The sequence below is a fragment of the Pseudomonas sp. W17 genome, assembly GCF_040268305.1.
GTDB lineage: Bacteria > Pseudomonadota > Gammaproteobacteria > Pseudomonadales > Pseudomonadaceae > Aquipseudomonas > Aquipseudomonas protegens.
In genome coordinates, this window is the sequence record NZ_CP158490.1 from 5714390 (window position 1) to 5741220 (window position 26831).

Here is a 26831-nt window from a genome sequence, read left to right on the forward strand (position 1 = left end):
CTCCTGAAGGGGCCCTGCCCTTTCAGGAGTCTGTCACTACCTGCTGGCATTTTTTGGAAACACTCGAACCGGTGGTTGTCGAGCCGATCGTGTGTGCCTGATCGTCATGATCAGGCGGGAACGGACGTCCCCAGGCGGGTGCTTGTACATCGAACGATCTGAGGGGTAACCCTAATGAATTACAACTGGGACTGGGGCGTGTTCTTCAAGTCCACCGGCGTGGGCAGCGAGACCTATCTCGACTGGTTCATCTCCGGCCTGGGCTGGACCATCGCCATCGCCGTGGTGGCCTGGATCATCGCGCTGCTGCTGGGCTCGATCCTGGGCGTCATGCGCACCGTGCCGAACCGCCTGGTGTCGGGCATCGCCACCGTGTACGTGGAGATCTTCCGCAACGTGCCGCTGCTGGTGCAGCTGTTCATCTGGTACTTCCTGGTGCCGGACCTGCTGCCGGAGAACCTCCAGGAATGGTACAAGCAGGACCTCAACCCGACCACCTCGGCCTACCTGAGCGTTGTCGTGTGCCTGGGCCTGTTCACCGCCGCACGGGTTTGCGAACAGGTACGTACCGGTATCCAGGCCCTGCCCCGCGGCCAGGAATCCGCCGCACGCGCCATGGGCTTCTCGCTGCCGCAGATCTACTGGAACGTGCTGCTGCCCCAGGCCTACCGAATCATCATTCCGCCACTCACCTCGGAGTTCCTCAACGTATTCAAGAACTCCTCCGTGGCGTCGCTGATCGGCTTGATGGAATTGCTGGCCCAGACCAAGCAGACCGCCGAGTTCTCGGCCAACCTGTTCGAAGCCTTCACCCTGGCTACCCTGATCTACTTCACCCTGAACATGAGCCTGATGCTGCTGATGCGCCTGGTGGAGAAGAAAGTTTCGGTCCCCGGCCTGATCTCCGTGGGAGGTAAATAATGGAATTCGACTTCTCGGGCATCATCCCGGCCATTCCCGGCCTGTGGAACGGCATGCTGATGACCCTCAAGCTGATGGTCATGGGTGTGGTCGGCGGGATCATCCTCGGCACCTTGCTGGCCTTGATGCGCTTGTCTCACAACAAGCTGCTGTCGAACCTGGCGGGCGCCTACGTCAACTACTTCCGCTCGATCCCGCTGCTGCTGGTGATCACCTGGTTCTACCTGGCGGTGCCTTTCGTGCTGCGCTGGATCACCGGCGAAGACACCCCGATCGGCGCATTCACCTCGTGCATCGTGGCCTTCATGATGTTCGAAGCGGCGTACTTCTGCGAAATCGTCCGTGCCGGCGTGCAGTCGATCCCCAAGGGCCAGATGGGCGCCGCCCAGGCACTGGGCATGAGCTATGGCCAGACCATGCGCCTGATCATCCTGCCCCAGGCGTTTCGCAAGATGACCCCGCTGCTGCTGCAGCAGAGCATCATCCTGTTCCAGGACACCTCCCTGGTGTACACCGTGGGCCTGGTGGATTTCCTCAACGCCTCGCGGTCCAGCGGCGACATCATCGGCCGCTCCAATGAATTCCTGATCATCGCTGGTCTGGTCTATTTCACAATCAGCTTTGCCGCCTCGCTGCTGGTCAAGCGTCTGCAAAAAAGGTTCGCCGTATGATCTCTATCAAGAACATCAACAAGTGGTATGGGGACTTCCAGGTGCTGACCGATTGCAGCACCGAGGTCAAGAAAGGTGAAGTGGTGGTGGTCTGCGGGCCGTCCGGCTCCGGCAAGTCGACCCTGATCAAGTGCGTCAACGCCCTGGAACCCTTCCAGAAAGGCGACATCGTGGTGGACGGCACTTCCATCGCCGACCCCAAGACCAACCTGCCGAAACTGCGTTCCCGCGTGGGCATGGTGTTCCAGCATTTCGAGCTGTTCCCGCACCTGACCATCACCGAGAACCTGACCATCGCGCAGATCAAGGTGCTGGGCCGCAGCAAGGAAGAGGCCACCAAGAAAGGCCTGCAACTGCTGGACCGCGTCGGCCTCGCCGCCCACGCCCACAAGCACCCGGGGCAACTCTCCGGTGGTCAGCAACAACGTGTGGCCATCGCCCGCGCCCTGGCCATGGACCCGATCGTCATGCTGTTCGACGAACCGACCTCGGCCCTGGACCCGGAAATGGTCAACGAAGTGCTGGACGTCATGGTGCAACTGGCCCATGAAGGCATGACCATGATGTGCGTGACCCACGAAATGGGCTTTGCCCGCAAAGTGGCGAACCGGGTGATCTTCATGGACAAGGGCCAGATCATCGAGGACTGCCAGAAAGAAGAGTTCTTCGGCGATATCAGCGCCCGCTCCGAACGTGCGCAGCACTTCCTCGAGAAGATCCTGCAGCACTAAAACCCGCGTTCCTGTAGGCGCCGGCTTGCCTGCGACGGGACGGTATCTGACTCCCCTATCGTCAGTGCCGCCCTTGTCGCCGGCAAGCCGGCTCCTACAGACACTGCGCAGTGGTTGACCCAAGGCATCTGTGATGAAATGCGACCCCACTCTCTATCGCGCCGCGCCGCCATCACTCGCCGTGAAACCCCGCCTGATCAGACATCTGTTCCTGCCGCCCCTGGTCATCCTGCTGATGATCGGCCTGGGCTACGTCGGGTTCTGGATCAGCGAGCACAATGGCATCCGCACCCTCGGCGAAAATGGCCAGCGCCAGCTGGAGCTGCATGCCCGCGCCGTAGAAAGTGAGATCAGCAAGTACACCTATCTGCCGAGCCTGCTGGAACTGGAATCCAGTGTTTCCCAGCTGCTGGGCGATCCTTCGCCGGAACACCGGCAAACCGTCAATCAATACCTCGAAGGCCTGAACCGCCGCAGCCGCAGCCGGGCCATCTATGTCATGGACACCACGGGCCGGGTGGTAGCCACCAGCAACTGGCGTGACGTCGACAGCTACCTGGGCGAAGACCTGTCGTTCCGGGCCTACTACCAGAACGCCGTGCGCGGCCAGCCCGGGCGCTTCTACGGCATCGGCAGCACCAACGGCGAACCTGGCTACTACCTGGCCCATGGCCTGGAAGAACAAGGCAAGATCATCGGCGTGGCGGTGGTCAAGGTACGCCTGGAGGCCCTGGAGGAACGCTGGCAGCGGGCCCGCCTGGAAGCCTTCGTCAGCGACGAGAACGGCATCATCATCTTGTCCAGCGACCCGGCGCGCCGCCTCAAGTCGGTCCGCCCGCTCAGCGACGACACCAAGGAACGCCTGGCCCGCAGCCTGCAATATTACTGGTTCCCCCTCAACGAACTGGAACCCCTGGCCCGGGAACGCCTGGCCGAAGGCGTGGAAAAGCTGACCTTTCCGGCCAACACCGAGCTGGTGTCCGACGAGAAAGCCATCAGCTACCTGTCCCAGACCCGGCCCCTGAGCGATACCCCCTGGAACTTCACCCTGCTCACCCCGTTGCAGGACCTGCGCCGCGAAGCCATCAACCAGGGCATCCTGGTGGCGGTGGCCTTTGCCCTGGTGGCCTTTCTGCTGATCGCCTGGAACGAACGGCGCAAGGTCATCGCCACTCGCCTGGCCGCCCGTGAAGCCCTGCAGGAAGCCAACAGCCAGCTGGAACGGCGGATCACCGAACGCACCGCCGACCTGCGGGCCAGCAACGAACGGCTCAAGGGCCAGATCCGCGAACGCCGCCAGGCCGAGGAAACCCTGCGCCGGGCCCAGGACGAACTGGTCCAGGCCGGCAAGCTGGCGGCCATCGGCCAGATGTCCACCAGCATCGCCCACGAGCTGAACCAGCCCCTGGCGGCCTTGCGTACCTTGTCCGGCAACACCGTGCGCTTCCTCGAACGCGGCGCCCTGGACACCGCCAGCGCCAACCTCAAGACCATCAATGAACTGATCGACCGCATGGGCCGCATCACCGCCAGCCTGCGCTCCTTCGCCCGCCGTGGCGACGACCAGGGCCAGGCCAGCCTGGACAAGGCCGTTGACGCAGCCCTGCAAGTGCTCAATGCACGCCTCGAACCCCTGCCCCTGCAACTGCACCGCGACTTCACCGAGCAGACCCTGCAGATCGACCAGACCCGCCTGGAGCAGATCCTGGTCAACCTGATCGGCAATGCCCTGGACGCCATGCAGGCGCAACCGGCGCCGCAATTGTGGCTGGAGGGCGAGTTCAGCGACGGCAAGTACCGCCTACGGGTCCGCGACAACGGCCACGGCATCGATGCCGAAGCGCGCAAGCACCTGTTCGAACCCTTCTTCACCACCAAACCCGGCGAGCAGGGCCTGGGCCTCGGCCTGACCCTGTCCGCCAGCCTCGCCGCCGCCACCGGCGGCAGCCTGGGGGTGGAACACCCGGCAAGCGGCGGCACCGCCTTTGTCCTCAGCTTGCCCCTGGCAAGCCCCACTCAAGCCGAGCCGATATGAACAACGAGCTGACCGTGCTGATCGTCGAAGACGACCCCCATGTCCTGCTGGGTTGCCAACAGGCCCTGGCCCTGGAAGACATTCCCTGCATCGGTGTGGGCAGCGCCGAAGAAGCCCTGGCCCAGGTCGGTGAAAACTTTCCCGGCATCGTGGTCAGCGATATTCGCCTGCCGGGCATCGATGGCCTGGAACTGCTGAACCGCCTCAAGGCCCGGGACCGCAGCCTGCCGGTGGTGCTGATCACTGGCCACGGCGATATTTCCATGGCCGTGGGCGCCATGCAGAAAGGCGCCTACGACTTCATGGAAAAACCCTTCTCCCCCGAGCGCCTGGTGGATGTGGCCCGCCGCGCCCTGGAGCAACGGGGCCTGGCCCGGGAAGTGACCTCCCTGCGCCGCCAGCTGGCCGAACGCAGTTCCCTGGAAGGGCGAATCATCGGCCGCTCGCCGGCCATGCAGAACCTGCGGGAGCTGATCGCCAACGTTGCCGATACCTCGGCCAACGTGCTGATCGAAGGCGAGACCGGCACCGGCAAGGAACTGGTCGCCCGTTGCCTGCATGACTTCAGCCGGCGCCACCAGCAGCAGTTCGTCGCCCTGAACTGCGGCGGCCTGCCCGAGAACCTCTTCGAAAGCGAGATCTTCGGCCACGAGGCCAACGCCTTCACCGGCGCCGGAAAACGGCGCATCGGCAAGATCGAGCACGCCCACCAGGGCACGCTATTCCTCGACGAAGTGGAAAGCATGCCGATCAACCTGCAGATCAAGCTCTTGCGCGTGTTGCAGGAACGCACCCTGGAGCGCCTCGGTTCCAACCAGAGCGTGGCCGTGGATTGCCGGGTGATCGCCGCCACCAAGTCGGACCTGGACGAAATGAGCCGGGCCAAGGAGTTTCGCAGCGACCTGTACTACCGCCTCAACGTGGTGACCCTGGAACTGCCGCCCCTGCGCGAACGCCGCGAAGACATCCTGCAGTTGTTCGAGCATTTCCTGCAGCAGTCGTCCCTGCGCTTTGACCGCGCGGTGCCGGAGCTGGACAACCATACCCTGTCGACCCTCATGAGCCACGACTGGCCGGGCAACGTGCGCGAGTTGCGCAACGTCGCCGAACGCTTTGCCCTCGGCCTGCCGGCCTTCAAGAAGCCCGGCAGCAGTGTCGCCCAGGGGCTGGGCTTTGCCGAGGCGGTGGAAGCCTTCGAGCGCAACCTGCTCAACGATGCCTTGCAGCGCAGCGGCGGCAACCTGACCCAGGCCAGCCAGGAGCTGGGCATGGCCAAGACCACCCTGTTCGACAAGGTCAAGAAGTACGGCCTGAGCCACTAACCCAAGGCGCGAGTAACCATGGATCTATTGTTGAAGGCCGCCCTGGGCGCGGCGGTGGTGGTGATTCTGGCGGCCCTGGCCAAGACCCGGAACTACTACATCGCCGGCCTGGTGCCGCTGTTCCCGACCTTTGCGCTGATCGCCCACTACATCGTCGGCAAGGGCCGCTCCCTCGATGACCTGAAGACCACCATCCTGTTCGGCATGTGGTCGATCATTCCCTACTTCGTCTACCTGGCGACCCTGTATGTGATGGTCGATCGCCTGCGCCTGGAAGCTTCCCTGGCGGTAGCCGCCGTGGCCTGGCTGATCGCCGCGACGATCCTGGTCAGCGTCTGGGTGCGCCTGCACGCCTGAGCTCCCGCCCTTCCTGTAGGAGCGAGCTCGCTCGCGAAGCCGACGCCGCGGTCTGTCGCCGGCCACCCTGGCCCGACCCTTGCATTTACCCGGCAAAGCCCGCCCAGCCTGCGTTTCAGCCTGATCACGCAGTTTTCTGGAGGGCGCTGCCATGGGTAAAGAACACTTTGAATATCTTAGATCTCGACCACAGCCTGACCGCCCAGGAGCCGATCATCCGACGCCTGAACAGCGGCCAGGCGCGGCGTCTCGACCTGCTGGACCTGGGGCCCAAGCTGCGCCTGTGGTCCACCGAGCGTACCTACCGTCACTTCACCGAACGCCTGCGCCAGCGGCCCCGCCACAGCGGCCCGCAGCCGGAAATCTTCTTTGTCGGCTCCGGTGACTATCACCACCTGACCCCGGCCTTTCTCGGCGACCTGCAAGAGCCGGTCAGCCTGATCCACTTCGACAACCACCCGGACTGGGTGCGCCTGGCTCCGCGCCGGCATTGCGGCTCCTGGGTCAACCGGGCGCTGAAACTGCCGCACATCCAGCGCATCGTCACCCTTGGCCCCTGCAGCGAAGACCTGCACAACCCACAACTGCGCGGCGGCAATGTCGCCGCCCTCAAGCACGGCAAGCTGCAGCTGTTCCCCTGGCAGCACGCGCCGTCCAAGGTCTGGGGGCGGGTCGGCGACGGCGCCGGGCACCAGCAGCAGGAAAACCACCTGCATTGGCGCAACCTGGCGGAACTGGACTGGCAGGCCTTTCTCGAACAGATGATCGACAGCCTGCCCACCGAGGCGATCTGGATCACCATCGACAAGGATGTGCTGGCCAGCGAAGACGCCGCCACCAACTGGGACCAGGGCGGCATGCGCCTGACCCACCTGCTGCTGGCCCTGCGCACCCTGGCCGCGCGCAAGCGGATCCTGGGCATCGACGTCTGCGGCGAGTTCGCCCAGCCGGCCTTCAGCAACGCCTTCAAACGCTGGGAAGCCAAGTCCGACCAGCCTCCGGCCGAGCGCTGGAGCCAGGACGACCTGCTGCGCAACTCAGTGACCAATGAAGCCCTGATCTCGCTGTTCGAGGAGCTGTTCCCGTGACCCTGACCGTTGTTCTGCTGGTGGCCTTTTCCATTGTCCTGGACGTGGTCGGCCAACTCTGTTTCAAGCTCGGCCTGGACCGCCTACCAGAGCTGGAAGGCGGTTTTCGCCTGAACGCTTTCTGGGGCCAGGTGTTCAACGCGCCCTTGCTGTGGTGCGGCATCGGCGCCTACGCCATCGAGTTCTTCGTCTGGCTCGAAGCCCTGTCCCGGGCGCCCCTGAGCCTGCTTTTCCCCGCGGCGGCCCTGGCCTATTGCGGCGTGGTACTGGCGGGCAAGGTGGTGCTGGGCGAGACCGTCAGCCGCCGTCGCTGGCTCGGCACCCTGGTGATCACCGCCGGGGTGATGCTGGTGTGCGTGGCCAGTACCTGAGCCTTGTTCAACGAATAGAAGGAAGCGTTTGATGAGTTCCAATACCTCCCACGGCTGGCTGCACGAGCGCCTGGGCACCATCGTGCTCTGGGCCTTGCTGATCGGTTTCGAAAGCGCCGGGCAGATCGCCACCAAGGTTGGCGGCGACCAGCTGGGCCAGATGGATTTCAACCTGCAGTGGCTGGCGGCGGTCGCGGTCAACCCCGGGGTGCTGATGGCGATTGCCTGCTATATCGGCGCGTTTTTCGTGTGGATGCTGATCCTGCGGCGCAGCAGCCTGTCCCTGGCCTTCCCCTTGAGCTCCCTGGTATTCGTGGTGGTGCTGCTGGGCTCGTGGCTGGGCCTGGGCGAGCAGATCAGCCTGCTGCACTGGGTCGGCGTCTTTGTGATCATCGGCGGGATTGCCCTCTTGGCGGAGGGTGAAGAGGCCTGAGGGCCTCTTTGCTACAGCGAAGGGATGTTGTGTAGGAGCCGGCTTGCCGGCGAAGGCGATGTTGCCGGCCCCTTCGCTGGCAAGCCAGCTCCTACAGCCACGGGGTTTAGGCCTTGCGGTGGGACACCAGGAAACCCAGGCCGTGGGACACCGGAATCACTTTCACCCCGGCAGCCCGTTGCTGCTCGCGGATCTCGCGGTGGAAAGCCTTGACCTTGGTCCAGTGCATCTTCGGCCGGTAGTGATGCTCGGCGTGGTAGCCGTTGTTCATCCAGATCAGGTTGTACAGCGGGCTGTAGGAGCTCACGCCCCAGGCGATCGGCAGGTCCGGGTTGCCCCCCAGATGCTCGTAGTAGCCATTGAGCGACGACAGTGACTGCCCCAGGTACCAGAACGGCAGCAGCACCAGCACCGCGTGCCAGTCATACAGCGCCAGAGCCAGGTAGAAGGCCACTGTGACGCCGATTTCCACCTTTACCCAACGGGCATCATCAGGCCGCTTGCGCTGCATTTCCTGGTAGATCTCCTTGGGGTCGTCGCGAAAAAAGCTCAGGAAGGTGTAGGCCCAGGGGTTGTCCGGCTGGCCATCCTTGCCATGCAGGTAGATAGAGAGCGGGTCGACGGTCTTGCCATTGGCGTCCGGCAGGTCGGAGTTGCCCCGGTGGTGGCGGTTGTGGATGTCGCGGTACAGGGTCTGGGAAAAACCTATGGTCACCGACAGCAGCAGGTCGAAGCCGCGGTTCATCCACCCGGGGGTGAAATAGGCGTTGTGGATCTGGTTATGGGAAATGCTGTTGATGCTCCACGACAGGCTGACCGCGTAGAGCAGCGCCGCCGGCAGGATGACCCACCAGGACAGGGCGTGGAAATCCAGCACCAACCACAGCACAAAGGCGAAATGCGCCAGGGCCATGGCAATCGGGATCAGGTCCCAGAGGGAATAGGCGAGTAGACGATAGGCAGGTCGAGCCATGAAGAACTTCCTGAGAAATTGAATTCATGGCGACCATTGCAAAGGCCAGACCAGTTTTTGCTATAGCCGCCCCAGGCCGTGCTCAGGCCTGGGCGGCGTCCCTCAGAACTTGTAGCTGATGGCGGTCTGCACCTGCCCCTGGTTGACCTCGCCCTTGTCGCGGACGATGGTGCTGTCGGCGGCGGAATTGACCAGGCGCGTCCAACTGGCACTGGCCACCAGCGCCCAGTTGTCCCCCAGGGGGAAGTGGAAATTCTGGCTCAGGGTGAAGTTCTGCATGCCACCGCTGGCGTTGTACTGGCCAATGCCGGAAGCGAGGGACTCCTTGGCGTCGACGCCGAAGAAGGTCTGGCTCTGGCGGCCATCGGCGAAGTGCAGGGTCAGGTTGTTGCTGCCAATGATGCCCAGGCCCAGCGGGTAGCCGATTTCACCCCCAACCTTGCCCAGCACCCCGCCCTGGCCCCCGGCACCGCCCACCGCCTGGCCCACGGCGGCGAACAGCCGCCAGAAGTCCTCGGGGGCGTACTCGATGAAGGCGCCGATATCGGCCATGTCGCGAACATCCCGCAGGCCGCGCAGCGCGCCGTCGGAATTACGCCCCTGCAGGTAATTGATGTAGGGGCCGATGCTCAAGCCATTGCTCTTGAAGGCATCCCAGGTCAGGCCATCGTCACCGCTCAGGCTGACATCTCCCCAATCCAGGTCCATGTACGGCAGCGGCACGGTGTCGTAGCTGCTGCCTGTGGGGTCATGGGGTTGATAGCCCAGGCCCAGGCCCAGTTCACCGGTGATGCCGGAGTCGGCCATGGCGCCACTGGCGAGGGTCAGGGAGAGCAGGCCGGCCAGTAAGGCGGGGGAAGAAAGCCTGGGCATGAATGAGTTTCCTTGTCTGAACATGCGCGCATCAATCATCAGAGCGGCCCTTGGGCGCAAGCACTGATGTTCTTTGTAGGGACCTACAAAAATTGTAGCCAGAACTCTACAAATCACCCTCTTTCCTCGCCACGGCCCCAGCCCCGCTGGGTTTTGGCCACTTGGCACAGTCCCTGCTCTACCCCTGCCACAAGCGCAAAGAGCGCTCTTATTCAACAGGTAACAGCAGATGATGCACTGGCATATCGTATGTGACTTCGACGGGACCATCTCCCGCGCCGACGTGATCGATAACGTTCTCCAACGCTTCGCCGACCCCAGCTGGGAAGGCATAGAACAGGAATGGCTGGACGGTCACATCGGCTCCCGAGAATGCCTCAGCCGCCAACTGGCCCTGGTCAAGGCTTCGCCCGCCGAACTGCTGGGCTACTTCGACAGTGTCGAAATCGACCCCGACTTCCCCGACTTCGTCGATCACGTGATCGGCCTGGGCGCTTCCATCGAAGTGGTCAGCGACGGCATCGAGCAGGGCATCGCCCGCATCCTGGCACGCAACTACGTGACCCTGCTGCCGATCCTCGCCAACCGCCTGCGCCAGGTCGACCACAACAGCTGGCGCATCGACTTCCCCTACGCCAGCGACGCCTGCCGCGCCGCTTCCGGCAACTGCAAGTGCAAATCCACCCCGCGGGGCAAGCGCGTGCTGGTGATTGGCGACGGCCAGTCGGACATGTGCGTGGCTTCCACCGCCGACTTCGTGTTCGCCAAGGATCGCCTGGCCGACTACTGCGAACGCAACAAGATTCCCCATGCGCGGTTCGACTCCTTCGCCGAACTTCCAGCGCTGCTGGCCAAGCTGCCGAACAACGCCGCCAACGCGACCAATTTCTCTCTTGAAACCCAGGAACTCTTCCACCATGTCTGATATCCGCATCGCTACCGCAGAAGACCAGATCCTTCTGGAAAAAGAAGCCAAGTACTGCTCCTACGGCGATACCGTTCACTACATCGAACCACCGCGCATCTTCAGCCGCTGCGAAGGCTCCTACGTCTGGGACACCAGCGACCAGGCCTACCTCGACCTGCAGATGTGGTACTCGGCGGTGAACTTCGGCTACGCCAACCCACGCCTGAACAACGCCCTCAAGCAACAGATCGACACCCTGCCGCAGATCGCCAGCCAATACCTGCACAAAGGCAAGATCGAGCTGTCGGAAATGATCGCGGTCGACGCCAAGAAGAAGTTCGGCCTCGACGGCCGCGTGCACTTCAACGTCGGCGGTTCGCAGTCGGTGGAGGACTCACTGAAAGTGGTGCGTAACGCCACCAACGGCAAGAGCCTGATGTTCGCCTTCGAAGGCGGCTACCACGGCCGTACCCTGGGCGCTTCGTCGATCACCTCCAGCTACCGCTACCGCCGCCGCTACGGCCACTTCGGCGAACGTGCGCAGTTCATTCCATTCCCGTACCACTTCCGCGGCCCCAAAGGCATGACCAAGGAAGAGTACGGCAGCCACTGCGTGCAGCAGTTCGCCCGCCTGTTCGAAACCGAATACAACGGCGTCTGGGACCCGAAGGTCGGCCAGAGCGAATATGCCGCCTTCTATGTCGAGCCGATCCAGGGCACCGGCGGCTACGTGATCCCGCCGATGAACTTCTACAGCGAGCTCAAGCACGTGCTCGACCAGCACGGCATCCTGATGGTGGTCGACGAGATCCAGATGGGCTTCTACCGCACCGGCAAGCTGTGGTCGATCGAGCACTTCGACGTCAAGCCGGACGTGATCGTGTTCGGCAAGGCGCTGACCAACGGCCTCAACCCGCTGGGCGGCATCTGGGCCCGTGAAGAGCTGATCAACCCGGGCGTGTTCCCGCCAGGTTCGACCCACTCCACCTTCGCCTCCAACCCGCTGGGTACCGCCGTGGGCCTGGAAATGTTCAAGATGACCAGCGAGATCGACTACGGCGCGATGGTCATGGAGAAGGGCAAGTACTTCCTGGCCGGCCTGCAGGACCTGCAGAAGCGCTACCCGATCATCGGCGACGTCGACGGCCTGGGCCTGGCCCTGCGCTGCGAGATCTGCACCACCGACGGCTTCACCCCGGACAAGGCGACCCTGGACTACATGGTCGAGGAAGGCATGAAGGGCGACATCGAAATCAACGGCCAGCGCCTGGGCCTGATCCTCGATGTGGGCGGCTACTACAAGAACGTCATCACCCTGGCCCCGTCGCTGGAAATCAGCTACGCGGAAATCGATCTGGGCATCGCACTGCTGGATCGCCTGCTGGATCGGGCCATGAAGCGATGAGCAAGGCTGAGATCGATCTGGGCGAAGGCAGCGCCGGCTTCGTTCTCGGCACGGGTCCGGTCGGGGTCTTGTTGATCCACGGCCTGACCGGCACCCCGACGGAACTCCGTCGGGTGGCCCAGGGCCTGGCCAAGGACGGTACGTGCACGGTGTACGTACCGACCCTGCCCGGGCACTGCGGGGACAACAGCGACCTGCAGGCCACCGGCTGGCAGGACTGGTACGAGGGCGTGCGCAAGACCTTCGCCGATGTAGAGCAGCGCCACGAGCAGGTGTTCGTCGGCGGCCTGTCCATGGGTGCGGTGATGTCCATGTACCTGGCCTCCGAGCATCCGGGACGGATCAGCGGCCTGCTGATGTACTCCACCACCCTGAAGTACGACGGCTGGAGCATCAACAAGCTGGCCTTCCTCACTCCGTTGCTGATGAAGATCCCCTTTGGCGTGCACATCTGCCGCTTCGAGGAAAAGCCACCCTATGGCATCAAGAACGAACGCCTGCGGGCCATCGTCGAGAAGCAGATGAAAGCCGGTGAAAGCAGTAATGCCGGGCTCCTGACCATGGAGGGCGTGACGGTGCGCGAATTGCACCGGATGAACGCCGTGGTCAAGAAACGCATGCCGTCGATCCTGACCCCGGCCCTGGTGCTGCACTCCAGCGAAGACGACATCACCAGTACCTGGAACGCCGACTACGTGGAACGCAAGCTCGGCGGCCCGGTGACCAAGATCCTCCTCGACAACTGCTATCACATGATCACCGTGGACCTGCAGTACCAGCGGGTAATCGAACTGAGCGCAGATTTCATCCAGCAGCGAGTGGTGGCACCTGCGGTGCGTGAAGACTACCGACAGCTGGCGTGACTTAAGGAAGAGACGTGATAACCGCCCAAGCCTTTTCAACCATCCAGGCCATCGATCGCAGCGCCTGGAATGACTGCTTCCCAGGGGCCCTGGAGGATTGGGACTATTACCTGGCCGTGGAAAAAGCCGCGATCGCCGATTTTCGCTGGCGCTACCTGGCGCTCTACGAGGGTTCGACCCTGGTGGCAGTGGCGCCGGCCTTCACCACCCAGTACCGGCTCGATACCACGGTCTCCGGGCTGGCCAAGCGCTTCACCGAACGCCTGGCACGCCAGTGGCCCGGGGCCCTGGAGCTGCGCCTGTACGCCATAGGCTCGCCTGTGGCCGAACAGTGCAATGCCGGCACCGCCAGCCATGTGCCTGCGCAACGCCGCCAGGAGCTGCTGGAACAGCTGCTGCAACTGGCGCGACGCGATGCCGACAGCTTCGGCATCGGCCTGATGGCGGTCAAGGATGCGCCAAGCAACGACCGGCAATGGGCTGCCAGTTGCCTGGCCGCGGGCCTGCAAGCCATGCCGAGCCTGCCCACGGCGCTGCTGCCGGTGCCCTTTGCCTCGATCGACGCCTACCTGGGCACCCTGGGCAAATCCACCCGCAAGGACCTGCGCCGCAAACTCCGGACACCGGCGCCACGCATAGAATGGCGACGCCAGATCGACGACGTGCTGCCGGACATCATGCGCCTCTACGAGGCCACCCTGAATCGTAGCGACCTGCAGTTCGAACGCCTGCCGGCAGGCTACTTCACCGGCATCCTCGAGCAGTTGGGGGAACGCGCGGCCTGTGTCCTGTACTGGGTCGACGAGCAACTGGTGGCCTTCAACCTGGTGCTCATCGACCAGCATCGGCTGATCGACAAGTTCTTTGCCCACGACCTCAGTGTCACCCGTGAGCACAATCTGTATTTCCGCAGTTGGCTGGCCAACGTCGACTACTGTATTCAGCAACGCATTCCCCTGTACGAGTGCGGCCAGGCCGGTTATGCCAGCAAGTTGCGCCTGGGTTGCCAGTTCACCGGTAACATGTTGTTTTTCCGGCATCGCAATCCCTTGCTCAATGCCCTGCTCAAACTGATAAAACGCTTTGTCCGCCCGGATCGCTCCGACCCCGCCATGGCTGCTGCAATAAGCGAAAGTACATGACCAGAAAAGATCGTCGCCCTCCTCGCCCCTTCGCCATTTCCCGCTGGAGCCTGCAACGCAAGCTGGTGCTGGCGTTCTGGCTGGTCAGTGTGATTCCCACCATGATCGCCGCGGAACTGGCGGCCACTACCCTGTCGGAAATCTTCGACAGCAACGTGCGGATCTGGCTGCAGGAGTCCACCAAGATCGTCGAGGACGAGATCACCGAAATCCTCCATGACAACGCGCGGATCGCCCAGCTGTTCCTGCGCTATACGCGCCCGCCAACGGACCGTAATGCGGCCAAGCATGACAAGCTCACCGCCGACATCGCCGATTCCATGGGCATCGACGTGGTGGCGCTGATCCGCAAGAACGATCACAAGGTGGTGTTCACCACTGCCGCCGATGACGTGGTGGGGCAGATCAGTACCGCCTCCAATGCCGTGCTGCAGACCATCCAGGTCGGCGGCGTGGCCACCGGGGCGGTGGTCTCGACGTTCCAGACCCAGCTCGACGGGGTCGACTACCAGTTGCTGATCGCCACCTACCTGGACGCCAGCTTCCTCACCAGCGTGGCCGACGTGCATTCCCTGGACCTGCGCCTGTACCTGGCCAAGGCCGATGACTTCTCGGAAATCTTCGCCACCCAGCGCTTCGAGGACCACCCGCCCCAGGTGCCGCACAAGATCGAAGACATCCTGCGCGCCACCCGCCAGCCCACCGAGCAGTTCACCAGCCGCTACAGCGGCCTGTACCGGCCGATCTTCAACGACAGCGGCGACCTGGTGGGGGTGATCTTCAGCGGCCTGCTGCGCCATAGCAGCCTGGTGGGCCTGGTCAACCAGAGCAACCTGTTCATCCTGATCTTCCTGCTCAGCTCGGCAGCCTCGCTGTGCGTCGGCTGGCTGGTTTCCCAGCGCCTGACCCGACCGCTGCGGGGCCTGTCCAAGGGCGTGCAGGCGGTGATCGCCGGCGACTACCGCCAACGGGTGCCGGTGATCGGCGGCGACGAACTGGCGGAGCTGAGCAGCACCTTCAACCACATGACCGAGCGCCTGGGGGAACTGCAGCATCTGGAAGCCCAGTTGCGCCGCCGCGACCGCCTGCATGCCCTGGGCGAAGTGGCCATGGGCCTGGCCCACGAGATCCGCAACCCGCTGGGCATCATCAAGACCGCCACGCAGTTGCTGCACCGCCGGGCCAACCTGCCGGAAAACGACAAGCGCCACCTGGAATACGTGATCAGCGAGGTCAGCCGGATCAACGACCTGATCACCGAATTCCTCGATTTCGCCAAGCCCAGCGCGCCGATACGCGCCACCCAGCTGGCCCGCCCGCTGGTGGAGGAACTGCTGGGCTTCTGCACCCCGGAACTGGCCACCCACAACATCGACGCGCGGATCGACGACCAGGCTCCCGGCGCGACCCTCCACGCCGATGCCCGGCAACTCAAGCAGGCCTGCCTCAACCTGATTCTCAACGCCATCGACGCCATGCCCGACGGCGGCCGCCTGACCCTGGGCATTTCCCAGCGCGACGACGAAACCATCATCAGCGTCAGCGACACCGGCCAGGGCATCGAGCCGGACATGCTGGAACGCATCTTCACCCCATTCGTCACCACCAAGGCCTCGGGCACCGGCCTGGGATTGGCTAAAGTCTTCTCGATCATGGAAAGCCATGACGGCCATATCGAGTGCACCAGCGAAAAAGATGCTGGCGCCACCTTCAGCCTGTACATTCCGGCCAACGGCGAAGAAGACGACGAGGACAGTGATGACGCATAACCTGCTGGTGGTCGATGACGAGCCGAAACTCTGCGACCTGCTGTCCTCGGCCCTGAGCCAGAACGGCATCCAGGTATTCACCGCAGGCAACGGCCTGCACGCGCTCAAGGTGCTGGAGCAGGAAGACATCGACCTGGTGATCAGCGACTGGCGCATGCCCGGCATGGACGGGCCGCAGTTGCTGGGGGAAATCAAGCAGCGCTACCCGCAGTTGCCGGTGATCGTGATGACCGCCTACAGCACGGTGAAGAATGCCGTGCAGTCCATGCGCAACGGCGCCTACGACTACATCGCCAAACCCTTCGACATCGACGAACTGGACATCACCGTCAGCAAGGCCCTGCAGTTTCGCGACATCCTCAAAGACAACCAGCGCATGCGCGCCGAGCTCGCAGAGCATCAGCAGATCGACAGCCTGGTGGGCGACAGCCCGGCCTTCCGTCGGGTGCTGCAAGCCGTGGATTCGGTGCGCGAAAGCAACGCCACCATCCTCCTGACCGGGGAAAGCGGCACCGGCAAGGAAATGGTCGCCCGGGCCATCCACAAGCACGGCAACCGGGCCGACAAGCCCTTTGTCGCGGTCAATTGCGCGGCCATTCCCGAGGGCCTGCTGGAAAGCGAGATGTTCGGCCACCGCAAGGGCGCCTTCACTGGCGCCGTGGCGGACCGGGTCGGACGTTTCCAGCAAGCCGACAAGGGCACCCTGTTCCTCGACGAAGTCGGCGACATGCCCCTGGCCCTGCAGGCCAAGATCCTGCGTGCCCTGCAGGAGCGGGTGATCGAGCCGGTGGGCGATCCGCGGGAGCGCAAGGTGGATGTGCGGGTGATCGCCGCCACCAACAAGAACCTGCTGGAAGCGGTGGCCAACAAGGAATTTCGCGAAGACCTGTACTACCGCCTGAATGTATTCCCGATCCCCTTGCCGGCACTGCGCGAACGGGTCGAGGACATCGCCCTGCTGGCCCGGCACTTTGCCCACAGCCTGGGTGCCACCGCCGGCAAGCGCATCAGCGGCTTCAGCCCCGAAGCCCTGCAGGCCATGGCCAGCTACGCCTGGCCGGGGAATATCCGCGAACTGCAGAACTGCGTGGAGCGGGCCACCATCGTCGCCAGCGGCCAGGTCATCGAAGAAAAGGACCTGCCGGGGTATCTGTTCGGCCCCCAGGCGCAGGGCACAGAGAGCAGCGCAGCCATCAGTGTCGGCCCGCAAGTGCCCAGTGACCTGGAAGCAGCCCTGGCGGAAGTGGAAAAAGCCTACATTCTCGCCGCCCTGCAGCAGAGCAACGGTGTCCAGGCGGCAGCGGCGCAGTTGATCGGCATTTCCGAGCGCAGCTTCTGGTACCGGCTGAAGAAACTCGGCATCCAGGTGGACAAGATCGTTCGCTGAAACCGCGGCGTTTGATTCGCCGGCAAGCCGGCTCCTGCACTCAACCGCAAGAGCCGGCTTGCCGCGCTGCCCTAGAGGATGTTGTTGCTATCGAGCGGCTCGATCTGCGCCCAGTGGGAAGTGTCTTCCCGGTGGGTTTGCAGGTACGGCAGCACCGCCGCCAGCAGCGGCGCCTTGAAGGCTTCCTGGAACCGGTGGGCCAACCCCGGAATCAACTTCAACTGGCTGCCCTGGATCTGCGCCGCCAGGTGCACGCCGTGCATCACCGGCAATAACGGGTCGGCGGTGCCATGCACCACCAGGGTCGGCACCCGCAGTTGCTTGAGCAATGCCACCCGGCTCGGCTCGGCAAGAATCGCCATGATCTGGCGTTTGACCCCTTCCGGGTTGAACGCCCGGTCATAGGCCACCGCCGCCTGTTGCAACAGCACCTGGCGGTCATCGCTGACCTTCGGGCTGCCCAGGGCCGCCAGCAGGTCGGCCTGCTGCTCCAGCGCCGCTTCCCGGCTCGGTGCGTTGCGCCGCGAGAGCAGTTGCACCAGCGCCGCGTTCGGCGCCGGCAAACCTTCGGCCCCGGAACTGGTCATGATCAGCGTCAGGCTCTCGACCCGCCGCGGTTCCATGGCTGCCAGGTGCTGGGCGATCATCCCGCCCATGCTCGCCCCGAGCACGTGGAATTGCTCGATATGCAGGGCGTCCATCAGGCCCAGGGCGTCATCGGCCATGTCGGTCAGGGTGTAGGGCGCCGCCACCGGCAGGCCCAGCTTGTAGCGCAGCACTTCGAAGGTCAGGTTGGCGCTGGCCGGGGCCTGGCGCCAGGTGGACAGGCCGACATCGCGATTGTCGTAGCGGATCACCCGAAACCCTTGCTGACACAGGGCCACCACCACCTCATCCGGCCAGTGGATCAGTTGCCCGCCCAGGCCCATGACCAGCAGCAACGCCGGGTCGGAGGTGCGCCCAATACTCTGGTAGGCCAGGCTCACCTGCGGCAGGTCGACCCGTTGGGTCGGGACATTGACATCGCAGCGCGCGGCCGCAAAACACAGCGGGCCGAGCAGCAGCCCGGCCAAGAGTAGAACAGTCGAAAGAAATCGTACCCGCATGAAAAACACCGAAACGCAGAACCCCAGTGGAGCGCGAGTCTGATGAACCTGGATGATTCGCGCTGCCACAGTTGCGTGACAATTTGATGAAGATTGCCCCAGCGGTACTTTTTCCGCGGCAAGGGTCGGCGCTTGCCCCCGGCACCCGGTGCACAACACACAGGCGCTGTCGCCCGTATCGGCAAAGATGCCCGCGAATCGATGAACGCGGGATGGTCGACAGGCCCGTCAACATGAGACAAACTCAACCTTTTCGCTTTAACCACAAAATTCACTCATGGAGATCCTGGTGCTCGAAATCCGTCACCTGAAGACCCTGCACGCCTTGCGCGAAGCCGACAGCCTGGTGGAAGCCGCTGAACGCCTGCACCTGACCCAGTCCGCCTTGTCCCATCAGTTCAAGGAGCTGGAAGAGCGCCTGGGCATGCCGCTGTTCGTGCGCAAGACCAAGCCGGTGCGTTTCACCAGCGCCGGCCTGCGCCTGCTGCAACTGGCGGATGCGACCCTGCCCCTGCTGCGCGGCGCCGAACGCGACATTTCGCGACTGGCCGGCGGCACTGCCGGGCGCCTGCACATGGCCATCGAATGCCACAGCTGCTTCCAGTGGCTGATGCCGACCATCGATCAGTTCCGCGACGCCTGGCCGGAAGTGGAGCTGGACCTGGCCTCCGGCTTCTCGTTCGCTCCGTTGCCGGCCCTGGCCCGGGGCGACCTGGACCTGGTGGTGACCTCCGACCCCCTGGAGCTGGCGGGTATCACCTACGTGCCGCTGTTCACCTACGAAGCCATGCTCGCGGTCGCCAACCAGCACCCGCTGGCAAGCAAGCCATACGTAGTCCCGGAAGACCTGCTGAGCGAAACCCTGATCACCTACCCGGTAGAACGCGACCGCCTGGACATCTTCACCCGCTTCCTGGAACCGGCGGACATCGAACCGGCCCAGGTACGGACTTCGGAACTGACGGTGATGATGATGCAACTGGTGGCCAGCGGCCGGGGCGTGTGCGGGATGCCCCACTGGGCCCTGCACGAGTACAGCTCACGGGGTTATGTGAAGGCCAAGCGGCTCGGGGAAAAGGGCCTGTTCGCCACCCTGTACGCGGCGATTCGCGCCGACATGCTGGATGCGCCCTACATGCGCGACTTTTTGCTCACGGCCAAGGACACCTCGTTCTCAACCCTGGACGGCGTCAGCGCCGTACGCTGACCCCTAGCAGGCTTGCCCAGGAGCCTGCTGCCAGCGAACCGGGGGTCAACCTTCGACCGGCAATCGGCGCCACATGTGGATCTTGTCGAAATAGTCCTCGCCCACCCGCACGGCCTGGGGTTCCAGGCCGAACTGGACGAAACCGCAGCGCTGGTACAGGGCCAGCGCCGCTTCATTGGCGGCCGTCACGGTCAACTGGATCAGGCGCAGCCCTTCGTATTCAGCCGCTTCGGCCAGCAGCCCCTGGACCAGGCGGTAGCCCAGCCCGCTGTTGCGCTGCGTGCCGGTGACATAGAGGCCGAACAGGGTCGCCTTGTGCCGGGCCTTCTCCCGCAGCTCGAAGGCCAGGCCGACGATCCCCAGCAACCGCCCTTCGGAAAACGCCCCCAGCAACAGGTCGAGCTCGCCGTCCAGGCGTGCGGCCCACCAGGCCAGAGGCAGTTTTTCCCGCTCTTTGACGCTGGAGGTGAACGCCTGGGGATGGCGCTCATAGGCCTCGAGCATCAAGGCCCGGTATTGCTCCACATCGTCAGGTGTCAGGCGCTGGATCTGCATGCTCAGTCGAGGGTCTTGTGTCCGGTAATGAATGAAGCGCATTTTATCTTGCCGCCATGCACTTCATAAATGGCCACGGTTTCCAGGGTGCCGCTGCCGTCGGCGAAGGTGCGGCTGATCAGTTCGTGATCGACCACCACGTTGCCCATGACCGTACGCTGGATCAACCGGGCATGCAGGTTGGGTTCCTGGAAACGCACCACGGCCCGAGCTCGTATTTCCTCATGCCCCCTGGCCAGCAAGGTGGCCGGATGTTCGTATTGCCGGGCATCTACGGCATAAGTCGCCAGCCAGGCCTCCAGATCCTTGCGGTTGTAGGCCTGCAGTTGTGCTTCGACTACCGCTTGCGGGCTTGGAAAATCACTCATGCTGGCGCTCCTCGATCAGTTGACGCGACGCTGTTCGAACATCAGGCGCACGGCCAGCCCCGCCAGCACAAAGCCCATGAAATAACGCTGCACCGAGAGCCAGGTGGGGTTGCTGGCAAACCAGGAGGCGATACCGGCGGCAAACAGGGCAATCAGCAGGTTCACCGAGAAACTCACGCTGATCTGGGTCAGGCCCAGGATGATGCTCTGGGAGAACACCGAACCGTGCTCGGGGTGGATGAACTGCGGAAAGATCGACAGGTAGAACACCGCGATCTTGGGGTTCAGGGCGCTGGTCAGAAAGCCCATGGTCACCAGCTTGCGCGGCGAATCCGCCGGCAGCTGCTGGGCTTCGAAGGGCGAGCGCGCGCCAGGCTTAAGGGCCTGCCAGGCCAGCCACAACAGGTACAGGGCGCCGGCCCACTTGAGCACCTCATAGGCCATGGGCACCGCCATGAACACAGCAGTCAGGCCCAGCGCGGCGGCGAACAGGTGGACAAAGAACCCCGCCACCACCCCCAATAACGACGTCACCCCAGCCTTGCGCCCCTGGCAGATCGAACGGGAAATCAGGTAGATCATGTTCGGCCCCGGGGTCAGCACCATCAGCAGGGAAGCAGCGGCGAAGATCAGGTAGTCGTGGAGTGGAATCATGGCAATCCTTGGCAATGGGAGGGGGTCAGGCGTGGCCCGCTCGGGCCTTGCGATAAAACGGCAAGATCAGATCGCGTGTCAACGGCGCAAGGAACAAATCTCCATCACCAGCCGGGTCGATCCAGCGTACTTCCTCGATCTCTGCCGCCGGGGTCACCGGGCTATGGATATGGACCAGGAACACCTCGGCTTCTACCACATGCCCCGGCTCGTTGGCCGCCGGTGCCGAGAACTGTTGCAGGTAACGGGCCTGCGCCGGGTCGATGCGCAATCCCAGTTCTTCTTCCAGCTCACGGGCCAGGGCGTGCACCGGCTGTTCACCGGCTTCGATCTTGCCACCGGGCTGCATGAAGGCCTGGGTGCCGCGCTTGCGCACCAGCAGGGTCTGGCCGTCGGCACCAATCAGCAGGGCAGCGGCGATACGAATGATGGAGGGTGCAGCAACACACGACAGCGACATGGGAATCCGGGAGCCTTGAGAATGAGAGCGCAAGGATCACATGCGCGGCGGCGGCTCGTCATCCGCCGCCGGCATTTTTCGATGTGACCGCCACCCGGCTTCAGGCCCTTGCCTGCTGTTCCTGGGGCAACTTGACGAACACGCTGTAGCGGGCGCCCTCCATGGTTTCAAAAGCGATCAGCTTGTCCACCAGCGGCAGGTTGAGCACCTTGCCGGCGTTGAGCAACAGCATGCCGTTATCGGCATTCAGGTTGCGCGCCAGGATCATCCCCGCCGCCAGCTCCCGGGTACTCAGAACCTTCACCGAAGGGTCGCCCAGGGTCACGTCGCTGAGGTAGACCGCACACACCTGGATGAAACCTTCCACCAGGTCCGGGTCGTACAAGCGGCCGGCGTACTTGCGGATGAACACCAGGGCCTCGTCGCTGTTCATGTGCCGTTCCAGGATCAGCCCGCACTGCAACTCGATGAAGTCCACCGCCAGCTTGAGCAGCCGCGAGCCCAGGGGAATCGCGTCGCCCTTGAGGTGGTCGGGAAAACCGCTGCCATCCCAGTGTTCCTGGTGATGGCGGATCAGCCGCGCGGCGTCCTGCACCGGTTCCAGGGTCATCAGCAACGATTCGCTCTGCGCCGGATAGGCCCGATAACGCTCTCGCTGATGGTGATGCAGCAAATCCGCCGGGCTGGTCATCATGCTGTCGCTCCAGCTCAGCTTGCCGATGTTGTGCAACGCCGCGGCCATGGCCAGGTCACGCTGGGCGCCAGGGTCGATGCCCTGGACTTTGCAGTAGGCCCGCACCAGCTCGATGATCCGCCGGTTGGTCTGCTTGTCCGCGGGCAAGCGCTGGTTGACCAGCAGGGAAAACAGCTCGGCGCCAGTGGCGTAGCTGTGCTTGAGCTCCTCATAGGCCAGGTCGAGCATGTCGGCGGTCTGCTGCAGCTCCGAGGTGCGTGCCGCCACGCGTTTTTCCAGCAGCGTGTTGAGCGCCTTGAGCTCGGCATTCTGCTGCTGGGCCAGATCCTGCAGGCGCAGGCGCTCGCGCTCGGAGTGCTGATGCTCAAGGGCCTGGCGCAGGACCAGCAGCAATTCCTGGTCATCCCAGGGCTTGCTCAGGTAACGGTAGATCTCCCCTTCGTTGATGGCCTTGGCAATCAATTTCAGGTCCGGGTCGCCGGTCAGCAGGATGCGGGTGGTGCTCGGGTACTGCTGATGGATACGCGCCAGCAGGGTCGGGCCGTCCATCTGCGGCAGATGGGCGGCGCTGATCACCAGGTCCACCTCCCGGCTGGCCAAGAGCTGCAGGGCCTGGGTGGCATCGCGGGCGAAATGCAGCGTGTAGGGAAGCGGGCTGAGCAACTGCTGCAAGCGTTGCAGGATCGCTTCCTGGCTATCGACCAGCAGAATCTCGGGTCGGCGTGTGACAGTGGCAACGTTTAGCTCACCCATGAGACACCTCGGGTCAACGTCGATGCACGTGTCCTTCATTGTTAGAGCTGGCAACGGTAATCCCTGTTGCCTGATTGAAGACTAGAAGAATTTCCAATCGAGATAGTGGCTTTTTAATACCATCGGTCCGCTGCGGCTGCGCCGCCAACCACCTTCAGCGAGTGTTGCGCAGTCGCAACACTCGCCGTGCATCCCGTCACTGGGCGGCTTTGGCGCCGGAACCGAAGGAAGCGAAACGCTTGTTGAAGCCGGCGATGCGGCCTTCGGACTGGGTCTTGCGCTGCTGGCCGGTGTACACCGGGTGCGAGGCGCTGGAAACGTCCAGCGCCACATAGGGGTAAGTCTTGCCGTCGCTGTAGGTGTGGCTGCGATCGGTATCGACGGTGGAGCCGATGAGGAAGTACACGTCGGCAGCGGTATCGTGGAAAAGCACGGTGCGGTAGTCAGGATGGATACCGGGTTTCATGAGGCCTCCTGGGCATCTGGGTGAGCTGAATACGTTATACAATAACATATCCAAACCACCCAAACGAGAACCGATTGCAATAAGGAAACTGCCGACAGTTCTATGCCGCTTCCTGAAAATCCATTTCCGGAGGCTGGCGGGAGAAACCGCGAGTGAGGAAACCCAGGTACACCAGGCCAATAACCAGCCAGCTCGCCCCCAGGTAGATCGCCAGGTGATCGAGGCTGGACATCAGCCACAGATCGGCCGCCAGACCGATGAGGGGGAAGATCAGGAACAGGATCAGCTCCCGCAGGCCACGCTGCCGGGCCCCCACCCAGTAATGAAAGATCACCGACAGGTTGACCAGGCTGAAGGCCAGGAAGGCGCCGAAGTTGATGAAGGACGTCGAGGTGGTGACATCCAGCTTCAATGCCAGCAACGCCACCACGGCGCAGAGCAGGATGCTGTTGACCGGGGTACCGAAACGCCCGTGCAGGCTGCCGAAAAAGCGCTTGGGCAAGACCCCGTCGCGGCCCATGGCGAACAGCAGTCGCGAGCCGCTGGCCTGGGCCGAAAGCCCAGAGGCGAACTGACCGACAATCAGCCCGATCAGGAAGATCGAGACGAACAGGTCGCCGCCGATATTGCGCGCAATCTCGTAGGCCGCCGAATCCACATCGGCGAACTCGAAGGACGGATGGGCAACCTGGACGAAGTAGGACACCGCGACAAAGATCAGCCCGCCCACCAGGGTAATCAGCATGATCGCCCGGGGAATGGTCCGCCGTGGGTCGCGGGTTTCCTCGGTCAGGGTGCTGACCGCGTCAAAGCCCAGGAACGAATAACAGGCGATTGCCGCCCCGCTCATGATCAGCGGCAGGTGCATCTGCCCGTTGAAGAACGGCGCCAGGGTGAACAGCGGCCGCCCGGCCTCGCCACCAAGGTAGTGGATGCACAGGCCGACAAAGGCGATCAGCACCAGGAACTGCACCAGCATCAGCAGGCCGTTGATGCCGTTGGCCAGTTTCAGGCCAACGATATTGATCGCGCTGGTCACCCCGATGAAAGCCAGCACCCAGACCCACTGCGGTACACCGGGAAACGCCGAATGCAGGTAAGCGGCGCCGATCAGCCAGATGGCCATGGGCAGGAACAGGTAATCCAGCAGCACCGCCCAGCCGGCGATGAAACCCAGCTTGGGGCTGATGGCCTTGCGCACATAGCTGTAGGCCGAGCCGGCCACGGGAAACGCCGCGGCCATGCGCCCGTAGCTCATGGCGGTGAAGAACATCGCCACCAGCGCTGCCAGATAGGCTGCCGGCACCATGCCAGCGGTGGATTGGGCGAGGCTGCCAAAGGTGCCAAGGACAATGATCGGCGTCATGTAAGCGATACCGAACAGCACCACCGCGCCCAATGAAAGGGTGCGTTGCAAGCGAGCCATGAGCGAGTACTCCGCAATTATTAGATTTATGGCAGGACTGAAATGAGTGCAGCAGGGGGTCTTTCTTATGGGATTGGCCGTCCGCGGACGGCCCTTTCAGCGGATCGGAATCAGCAGTTCACGCACGCCATCGCCGTGTTCGAGCACTTCGCCCGCAAGCTTCAGGCGCTGGTCTTCGAGGTAGCGGTAGTCCTGGCGCGCCACCTGCAGTTGCTTGAGATCTAGCTCGACCTTGAACTGACCTTCCTCGCGCCCGGCTTCGAACAGCAGGCTGCCCAGGGGGTCCACCAGGGCGCTGCCGCCGGCGAACAGCAGGCCGCCATCGCCTTCTTCCACTCGGTTGACCATTAGCGCGAACGCCTGGTTTTCCTGGGCCCGGGCCATGATCGCGGTACGGTGGGTGGGCCCGTAGGGGTCCATGTTGCCATTGGTCACGATCAGCAGTTCGGCACCCAGTTGCGCCAGGGCCCGGGCGCTTTCCGGGAACTCGATGTCGTAGCAGATCAGCAGGCCGACCCGCACACCGTTCCACAGGCAGGTGGCGTAGCGATCACCGGGGGTGAACACACCGCGGTCGGACGCCCACAGGTGGGTCTTGCGATAACGCAGGGCGATGCCCTCGGGGGTAATCAGCAAAGTGGTGTTATAGAATCGGCCGTCGTCGTTTTCGGCCATGCCGATCACCACCGCGATATTGCGCGCCCGGGCGGCCTGGATCACGGCCTGCACGGTGGGGCCATCCAGCGGCTCGGCCACGGCGGCCACGGTCTCGGCGCTGGGGAAACCCATCAGGTGGGTTTCTGGAAACACGATCAACCGGGTATCGGCGGCGCAGGCGGCAATGGCCGCCAGGGTTCGTTCCAGGTTGTAAGCTGTGGCGTTATCACGGCCCGCCAACTGGGCCAGTTCAACCTTCATGGGTATTCCTTGTTCTTTGGCTGTGCCGCAGTATGCGCAGCAGCAACCGGCCCGCAAATCACGCAGCCGGGGTAACCCGATAGGGGTAGATGCATGACATTGTCGCTGGATGACATCGCCTGGCACCGCTCGGTGGGGCAGATGATCGAAGCCTTGGACCAGGCCAGTTTCTGGCCCCAGCTGGTGCGCCTGCTGGAGCAGTACGTGAGTTTCGACAGCTGGGTGGCGCTGCTGTTTTGCAGTGAGCGCAAACCCCTGGTGTTCGCCGAATGCCCGGGGGAGGACGGCAGCCCCGACCAGTTGTTCCAGGACTACCTCAACGGCCTGTACCTGCTCGACCCCTTCTACGTTGCCAGCCGCGAGCAATCGCGCAGCGGCCTGCTGCGCCTGGCACAAGTGGCCCCGGAACACTTCCAGCTGACCGAGTACTACCAACGCTACTTTCGTCTGAATGTGGTGGCCGATGAGATCCAGTTCAATTGCCAGCTGGCGGACGGCCGCACCCTGTGCCTGTCCCTGGGTTCGCGACAACGCTTCGCCCCACCCCAGATCGCCCTGCTGTCACTGATCGAGCCCTGGGTGGTGGCCTTGCTGCGCCAGCGCCTGCCCCACGAAAGCATTGAGCAAGACAACCCAGCGCAATTGCATCCAATGCCCGATTGGCGCAGCCAGCTGGACCACTCCATGCAACAACTGCGGGGCGCACAGCTCACCGCCCGGGAGCTGGATGTGGGGCGCCTGATGCTCAGCGGTTGCTCCAACAAGGAGATCGCTCGTAAGCTGGAAATCTCCGCCGAAACCGTGAAAGTTCATAAAAAGCACATCTACAGCAAGCTGGGCATCAAATCCCAGTCCGAGCTGTTTTCGATTTTTCTCCAGGCGCAAAGCGCCTGATACCCCTTCAGGGCCGCCCCGGCAGCCCCACACAACAATAAGATCTTGTGCACCCATAAGAATGAGTACTGATAAACGACCT

28 protein-coding genes are annotated in these 26831 nt (G+C 63.3%); 17 read left to right on the top strand and 11 right to left on the bottom strand.

The genetic code is table 11. The features are described 5' to 3' along the window. Positions 1 to 174: 174 nt before the first annotated feature. The 9 genes from ABCR88_RS26145 (at position 175) to ABCR88_RS26185 (ending at position 7929) form a co-directional block, all read left to right on the top strand. The gene (locus tag ABCR88_RS26145) at positions 175 to 921 is read left to right on the top strand and encodes an amino acid ABC transporter permease (protein WP_011063126.1); all 747 of its coding nucleotides are present in this window, start codon (positions 175 to 177) and stop codon (positions 919 to 921) included. Beyond that, positions 921 to 1592 (top strand): ABC transporter permease subunit, encoded by a 672-nt coding sequence (locus tag ABCR88_RS26150; RefSeq protein WP_011063127.1) that lies wholly within the window; start codon positions 921 to 923, stop codon positions 1590 to 1592. Before ABCR88_RS26145 ends, ABCR88_RS26150 begins: the two co-directional genes overlap by 1 nt. Beyond that, positions 1589 to 2323, top strand: coding sequence for an amino acid ABC transporter ATP-binding protein (locus tag ABCR88_RS26155; protein ID WP_011063128.1), 735 nt, complete (start codon positions 1589 to 1591; stop codon positions 2321 to 2323). The genes ABCR88_RS26150 and ABCR88_RS26155 overlap by 4 nt, the downstream gene beginning before the upstream one ends. Positions 2324 to 2456: 133 nt before the next feature. Continuing rightward, positions 2457 to 4358 carry a sensor histidine kinase gene (locus ABCR88_RS26160; RefSeq protein ID WP_325985176.1) on the top strand — a complete coding sequence of 634 codons (1902 nt, stop codon included), beginning with the start codon at positions 2457 to 2459 and terminating at the stop codon, positions 4356 to 4358. After that, a complete protein-coding gene (locus ABCR88_RS26165; protein ID WP_276575236.1) occupies positions 4355 to 5680 on the top strand; it encodes a sigma-54 dependent transcriptional regulator in 1326 nt (441 codons plus the stop codon). Before ABCR88_RS26160 ends, ABCR88_RS26165 begins: the two co-directional genes overlap by 4 nt. Positions 5681 to 5707: 27 nt before the next feature. Next, positions 5708 to 6037 carry a GlpM family protein gene (locus ABCR88_RS26170; protein ID WP_169892259.1) on the top strand — a complete coding sequence of 110 codons (330 nt, stop codon included), beginning with the start codon at positions 5708 to 5710 and terminating at the stop codon, positions 6035 to 6037. A 167-nt stretch (positions 6038 to 6204) separates the two neighbouring features. After that, positions 6205 to 7125: an arginase gene (locus ABCR88_RS26175; protein WP_125062127.1), complete on the top strand. Its 921-nt coding sequence runs from the start codon at positions 6205 to 6207 to the stop codon at positions 7123 to 7125. Next, positions 7122 to 7496, top strand: a complete 375-nt coding sequence (locus ABCR88_RS26180; RefSeq protein ID WP_011063133.1) for a transporter — start codon at positions 7122 to 7124, stop codon at positions 7494 to 7496. The genes ABCR88_RS26175 and ABCR88_RS26180 overlap by 4 nt, the downstream gene beginning before the upstream one ends. A gap of 31 nt (positions 7497 to 7527) precedes the next feature. Further along, positions 7528 to 7929, top strand: a complete 402-nt coding sequence (locus ABCR88_RS26185) for an EamA family transporter (protein ID WP_011063134.1) — start codon at positions 7528 to 7530, stop codon at positions 7927 to 7929. Between the two features lie 106 nt (positions 7930 to 8035). Here ABCR88_RS26185 and ABCR88_RS26190 read toward each other — a convergent pair whose 3' ends face one another. Then, positions 8036 to 8902, bottom strand: coding sequence for a fatty acid desaturase (locus ABCR88_RS26190; protein WP_093408393.1), 867 nt, complete (start codon positions 8900 to 8902; stop codon positions 8036 to 8038). Positions 8903 to 9004: 102 nt separating this feature from the next. Continuing rightward, positions 9005 to 9814: a MipA/OmpV family protein gene (locus tag ABCR88_RS26195; RefSeq protein WP_081305227.1), complete on the bottom strand. Its 810-nt coding sequence runs from the start codon at positions 9812 to 9814 to the stop codon at positions 9005 to 9007. Between the two features lie 190 nt (positions 9815 to 10004). On the opposite strand from ABCR88_RS26195, the gene ABCR88_RS26200 reads away from it, so the two are divergent. Genes ABCR88_RS26200 through ABCR88_RS26225 form a run of 6 tightly spaced genes read left to right on the top strand, consistent with a single transcriptional unit; the run spans position 10005 to position 17248 of the window. Next, complete coding sequence (locus tag ABCR88_RS26200) at positions 10005 to 10700, top strand: HAD-IB family phosphatase (protein ID WP_011063137.1); 696 nt, start codon at positions 10005 to 10007, stop codon at positions 10698 to 10700. After that, positions 10693 to 12087, top strand: a complete 1395-nt coding sequence (locus ABCR88_RS26205; RefSeq protein WP_011063138.1) for an aminotransferase class III-fold pyridoxal phosphate-dependent enzyme — start codon at positions 10693 to 10695, stop codon at positions 12085 to 12087. The genes ABCR88_RS26200 and ABCR88_RS26205 overlap by 8 nt, the downstream gene beginning before the upstream one ends. After that, positions 12084 to 12950, top strand: a complete 867-nt coding sequence (locus ABCR88_RS26210; RefSeq protein ID WP_011063139.1) for an alpha/beta fold hydrolase — start codon at positions 12084 to 12086, stop codon at positions 12948 to 12950. Before ABCR88_RS26205 ends, ABCR88_RS26210 begins: the two co-directional genes overlap by 4 nt. Positions 12951 to 12964: 14 nt before the next feature. Next, positions 12965 to 14092: a GNAT family N-acetyltransferase gene (locus ABCR88_RS26215; RefSeq protein WP_015636831.1), complete on the top strand. Its 1128-nt coding sequence runs from the start codon at positions 12965 to 12967 to the stop codon at positions 14090 to 14092. Next, positions 14089 to 15861: a HAMP domain-containing sensor histidine kinase gene (locus tag ABCR88_RS26220; protein ID WP_011063141.1), complete on the top strand. Its 1773-nt coding sequence runs from the start codon at positions 14089 to 14091 to the stop codon at positions 15859 to 15861. The genes ABCR88_RS26215 and ABCR88_RS26220 overlap by 4 nt, the downstream gene beginning before the upstream one ends. Then, positions 15851 to 17248, top strand: coding sequence for a sigma-54 dependent transcriptional regulator (locus ABCR88_RS26225; RefSeq protein WP_015636832.1), 1398 nt, complete (start codon positions 15851 to 15853; stop codon positions 17246 to 17248). The genes ABCR88_RS26220 and ABCR88_RS26225 overlap by 11 nt, the downstream gene beginning before the upstream one ends. Before the next feature lie 71 nt (positions 17249 to 17319). Here the strand turns inward: ABCR88_RS26225 and ABCR88_RS26230 are convergent, their stop codons facing one another. Further along, on the bottom strand, positions 17320 to 18354 hold the full coding sequence (locus ABCR88_RS26230) for an alpha/beta hydrolase (RefSeq protein WP_350023164.1): 1035 nt from the start codon (positions 18352 to 18354) through the stop codon (positions 17320 to 17322). A gap of 289 nt (positions 18355 to 18643) precedes the next feature. On the opposite strand from ABCR88_RS26230, the gene metR reads away from it, so the two are divergent. Beyond that, the gene (gene metR, locus ABCR88_RS26235; RefSeq protein WP_011063144.1) at positions 18644 to 19561 is read left to right on the top strand and encodes a transcriptional regulator MetR; all 918 of its coding nucleotides are present in this window, start codon (positions 18644 to 18646) and stop codon (positions 19559 to 19561) included. Positions 19562 to 19606: 45 nt separating this feature from the next. Here the strand turns inward: metR and ABCR88_RS26240 are convergent, their stop codons facing one another. The 8 genes from ABCR88_RS26240 to ABCR88_RS26275 form a co-directional block, all read right to left on the bottom strand. Further along, a complete protein-coding gene (locus ABCR88_RS26240; RefSeq protein ID WP_350023165.1) occupies positions 19607 to 20116 on the bottom strand; it encodes a GNAT family N-acetyltransferase in 510 nt (169 codons plus the stop codon). A gap of 2 nt (positions 20117 to 20118) precedes the next feature. Further along, complete coding sequence (locus ABCR88_RS26245) at positions 20119 to 20484, bottom strand: nuclear transport factor 2 family protein (protein WP_015636836.1); 366 nt, start codon at positions 20482 to 20484, stop codon at positions 20119 to 20121. 15 nt (positions 20485 to 20499) lie between these two features. Then, entirely contained in the window at positions 20500 to 21138 is a 639-nt protein-coding gene (locus ABCR88_RS26250) for a LysE family translocator (RefSeq protein ID WP_011063147.1), read from the bottom strand. Positions 21139 to 21163: 25 nt separating this feature from the next. Then, a complete protein-coding gene (locus ABCR88_RS26255) occupies positions 21164 to 21598 on the bottom strand; it encodes an NUDIX domain-containing protein (protein WP_041119699.1) in 435 nt (144 codons plus the stop codon). Positions 21599 to 21698: 100 nt separating this feature from the next. Next, the gene (locus ABCR88_RS26260) at positions 21699 to 23045 is read right to left on the bottom strand and encodes an HD domain-containing phosphohydrolase (protein WP_325985179.1); all 1347 of its coding nucleotides are present in this window, start codon (positions 23043 to 23045) and stop codon (positions 21699 to 21701) included. A 196-nt stretch (positions 23046 to 23241) separates the two neighbouring features. Beyond that, on the bottom strand, positions 23242 to 23511 hold the full coding sequence (locus ABCR88_RS26265) for a type B 50S ribosomal protein L31 (protein WP_011063150.1): 270 nt from the start codon (positions 23509 to 23511) through the stop codon (positions 23242 to 23244). A gap of 100 nt (positions 23512 to 23611) precedes the next feature. After that, positions 23612 to 24937, bottom strand: a complete 1326-nt coding sequence (locus ABCR88_RS26270; RefSeq protein WP_350403676.1) for an APC family permease — start codon at positions 24935 to 24937, stop codon at positions 23612 to 23614. 96 nt (positions 24938 to 25033) lie between these two features. Further along, positions 25034 to 25855 (bottom strand): carbon-nitrogen hydrolase family protein, encoded by an 822-nt coding sequence (locus ABCR88_RS26275; RefSeq protein WP_236185458.1) that lies wholly within the window; start codon positions 25853 to 25855, stop codon positions 25034 to 25036. A 93-nt stretch (positions 25856 to 25948) separates the two neighbouring features. On the opposite strand from ABCR88_RS26275, the gene ABCR88_RS26280 reads away from it, so the two are divergent. Next, positions 25949 to 26749 (top strand): LuxR C-terminal-related transcriptional regulator, encoded by an 801-nt coding sequence (locus ABCR88_RS26280; RefSeq protein WP_041119703.1) that lies wholly within the window; start codon positions 25949 to 25951, stop codon positions 26747 to 26749. The last annotated feature ends 82 nt before the right edge of the window (positions 26750 to 26831 follow it).

Bases quoted from the DNA above. Each gene is read 5' to 3' on its own strand.
- ABCR88_RS26145 (WP_011063126.1), top strand. From the start codon at position 175: ATGAATTACAACTGGGACTGGGGCGTGTTCTTCAAGTCCACCGGCGTG.
- ABCR88_RS26150 (WP_011063127.1), top strand. From the start codon at position 921: ATGGAATTCGACTTCTCGGGCATCATCCCGGCCATTCCCGGCCTGTGG.
- ABCR88_RS26155 (WP_011063128.1), top strand. From the start codon at position 1,589: ATGATCTCTATCAAGAACATCAACAAGTGGTATGGGGACTTCCAGGTG.
- ABCR88_RS26160 (WP_325985176.1), top strand. From the start codon at position 2,457: ATGAAATGCGACCCCACTCTCTATCGCGCCGCGCCGCCATCACTCGCC.
- ABCR88_RS26165 (WP_276575236.1), top strand. From the start codon at position 4,355: ATGAACAACGAGCTGACCGTGCTGATCGTCGAAGACGACCCCCATGTC.
- ABCR88_RS26185 (WP_011063134.1), top strand. From the start codon at position 7,528: ATGAGTTCCAATACCTCCCACGGCTGGCTGCACGAGCGCCTGGGCACC.
- ABCR88_RS26190 (WP_093408393.1), bottom strand. From the start codon at position 8,902: ATGGCTCGACCTGCCTATCGTCTACTCGCCTATTCCCTCTGGGACCTG.
- ABCR88_RS26195 (WP_081305227.1), bottom strand. From the start codon at position 9,814: ATGATTGATGCGCGCATGTTCAGACAAGGAAACTCATTCATGCCCAGG.
- ABCR88_RS26200 (WP_011063137.1), top strand. From the start codon at position 10,005: ATGATGCACTGGCATATCGTATGTGACTTCGACGGGACCATCTCCCGC.
- ABCR88_RS26205 (WP_011063138.1), top strand. From the start codon at position 10,693: ATGTCTGATATCCGCATCGCTACCGCAGAAGACCAGATCCTTCTGGAA.
- ABCR88_RS26210 (WP_011063139.1), top strand. From the start codon at position 12,084: ATGAGCAAGGCTGAGATCGATCTGGGCGAAGGCAGCGCCGGCTTCGTT.
- ABCR88_RS26220 (WP_011063141.1), top strand. From the start codon at position 14,089: ATGACCAGAAAAGATCGTCGCCCTCCTCGCCCCTTCGCCATTTCCCGC.
- ABCR88_RS26225 (WP_015636832.1), top strand. From the start codon at position 15,851: ATGACGCATAACCTGCTGGTGGTCGATGACGAGCCGAAACTCTGCGAC.
- ABCR88_RS26230 (WP_350023164.1), bottom strand. From the start codon at position 18,354: ATGCGGGTACGATTTCTTTCGACTGTTCTACTCTTGGCCGGGCTGCTG.
- ABCR88_RS26240 (WP_350023165.1), bottom strand. From the start codon at position 20,116: ATGCAGATCCAGCGCCTGACACCTGACGATGTGGAGCAATACCGGGCC.
- ABCR88_RS26245 (WP_015636836.1), bottom strand. From the start codon at position 20,484: ATGAGTGATTTTCCAAGCCCGCAAGCGGTAGTCGAAGCACAACTGCAG.
- ABCR88_RS26250 (WP_011063147.1), bottom strand. From the start codon at position 21,138: ATGATTCCACTCCACGACTACCTGATCTTCGCCGCTGCTTCCCTGCTG.
- ABCR88_RS26255 (WP_041119699.1), bottom strand. From the start codon at position 21,598: ATGTCGCTGTCGTGTGTTGCTGCACCCTCCATCATTCGTATCGCCGCT.
- ABCR88_RS26260 (WP_325985179.1), bottom strand. From the start codon at position 23,045: ATGGGTGAGCTAAACGTTGCCACTGTCACACGCCGACCCGAGATTCTG.
- ABCR88_RS26265 (WP_011063150.1), bottom strand. From the start codon at position 23,511: ATGAAACCCGGTATCCATCCTGACTACCGCACCGTGCTTTTCCACGAT.
- ABCR88_RS26270 (WP_350403676.1), bottom strand. From the start codon at position 24,937: ATGGCTCGCTTGCAACGCACCCTTTCATTGGGCGCGGTGGTGCTGTTC.
- ABCR88_RS26275 (WP_236185458.1), bottom strand. From the start codon at position 25,855: ATGAAGGTTGAACTGGCCCAGTTGGCGGGCCGTGATAACGCCACAGCT.
- ABCR88_RS26280 (WP_041119703.1), top strand. From the start codon at position 25,949: ATGACATTGTCGCTGGATGACATCGCCTGGCACCGCTCGGTGGGGCAG.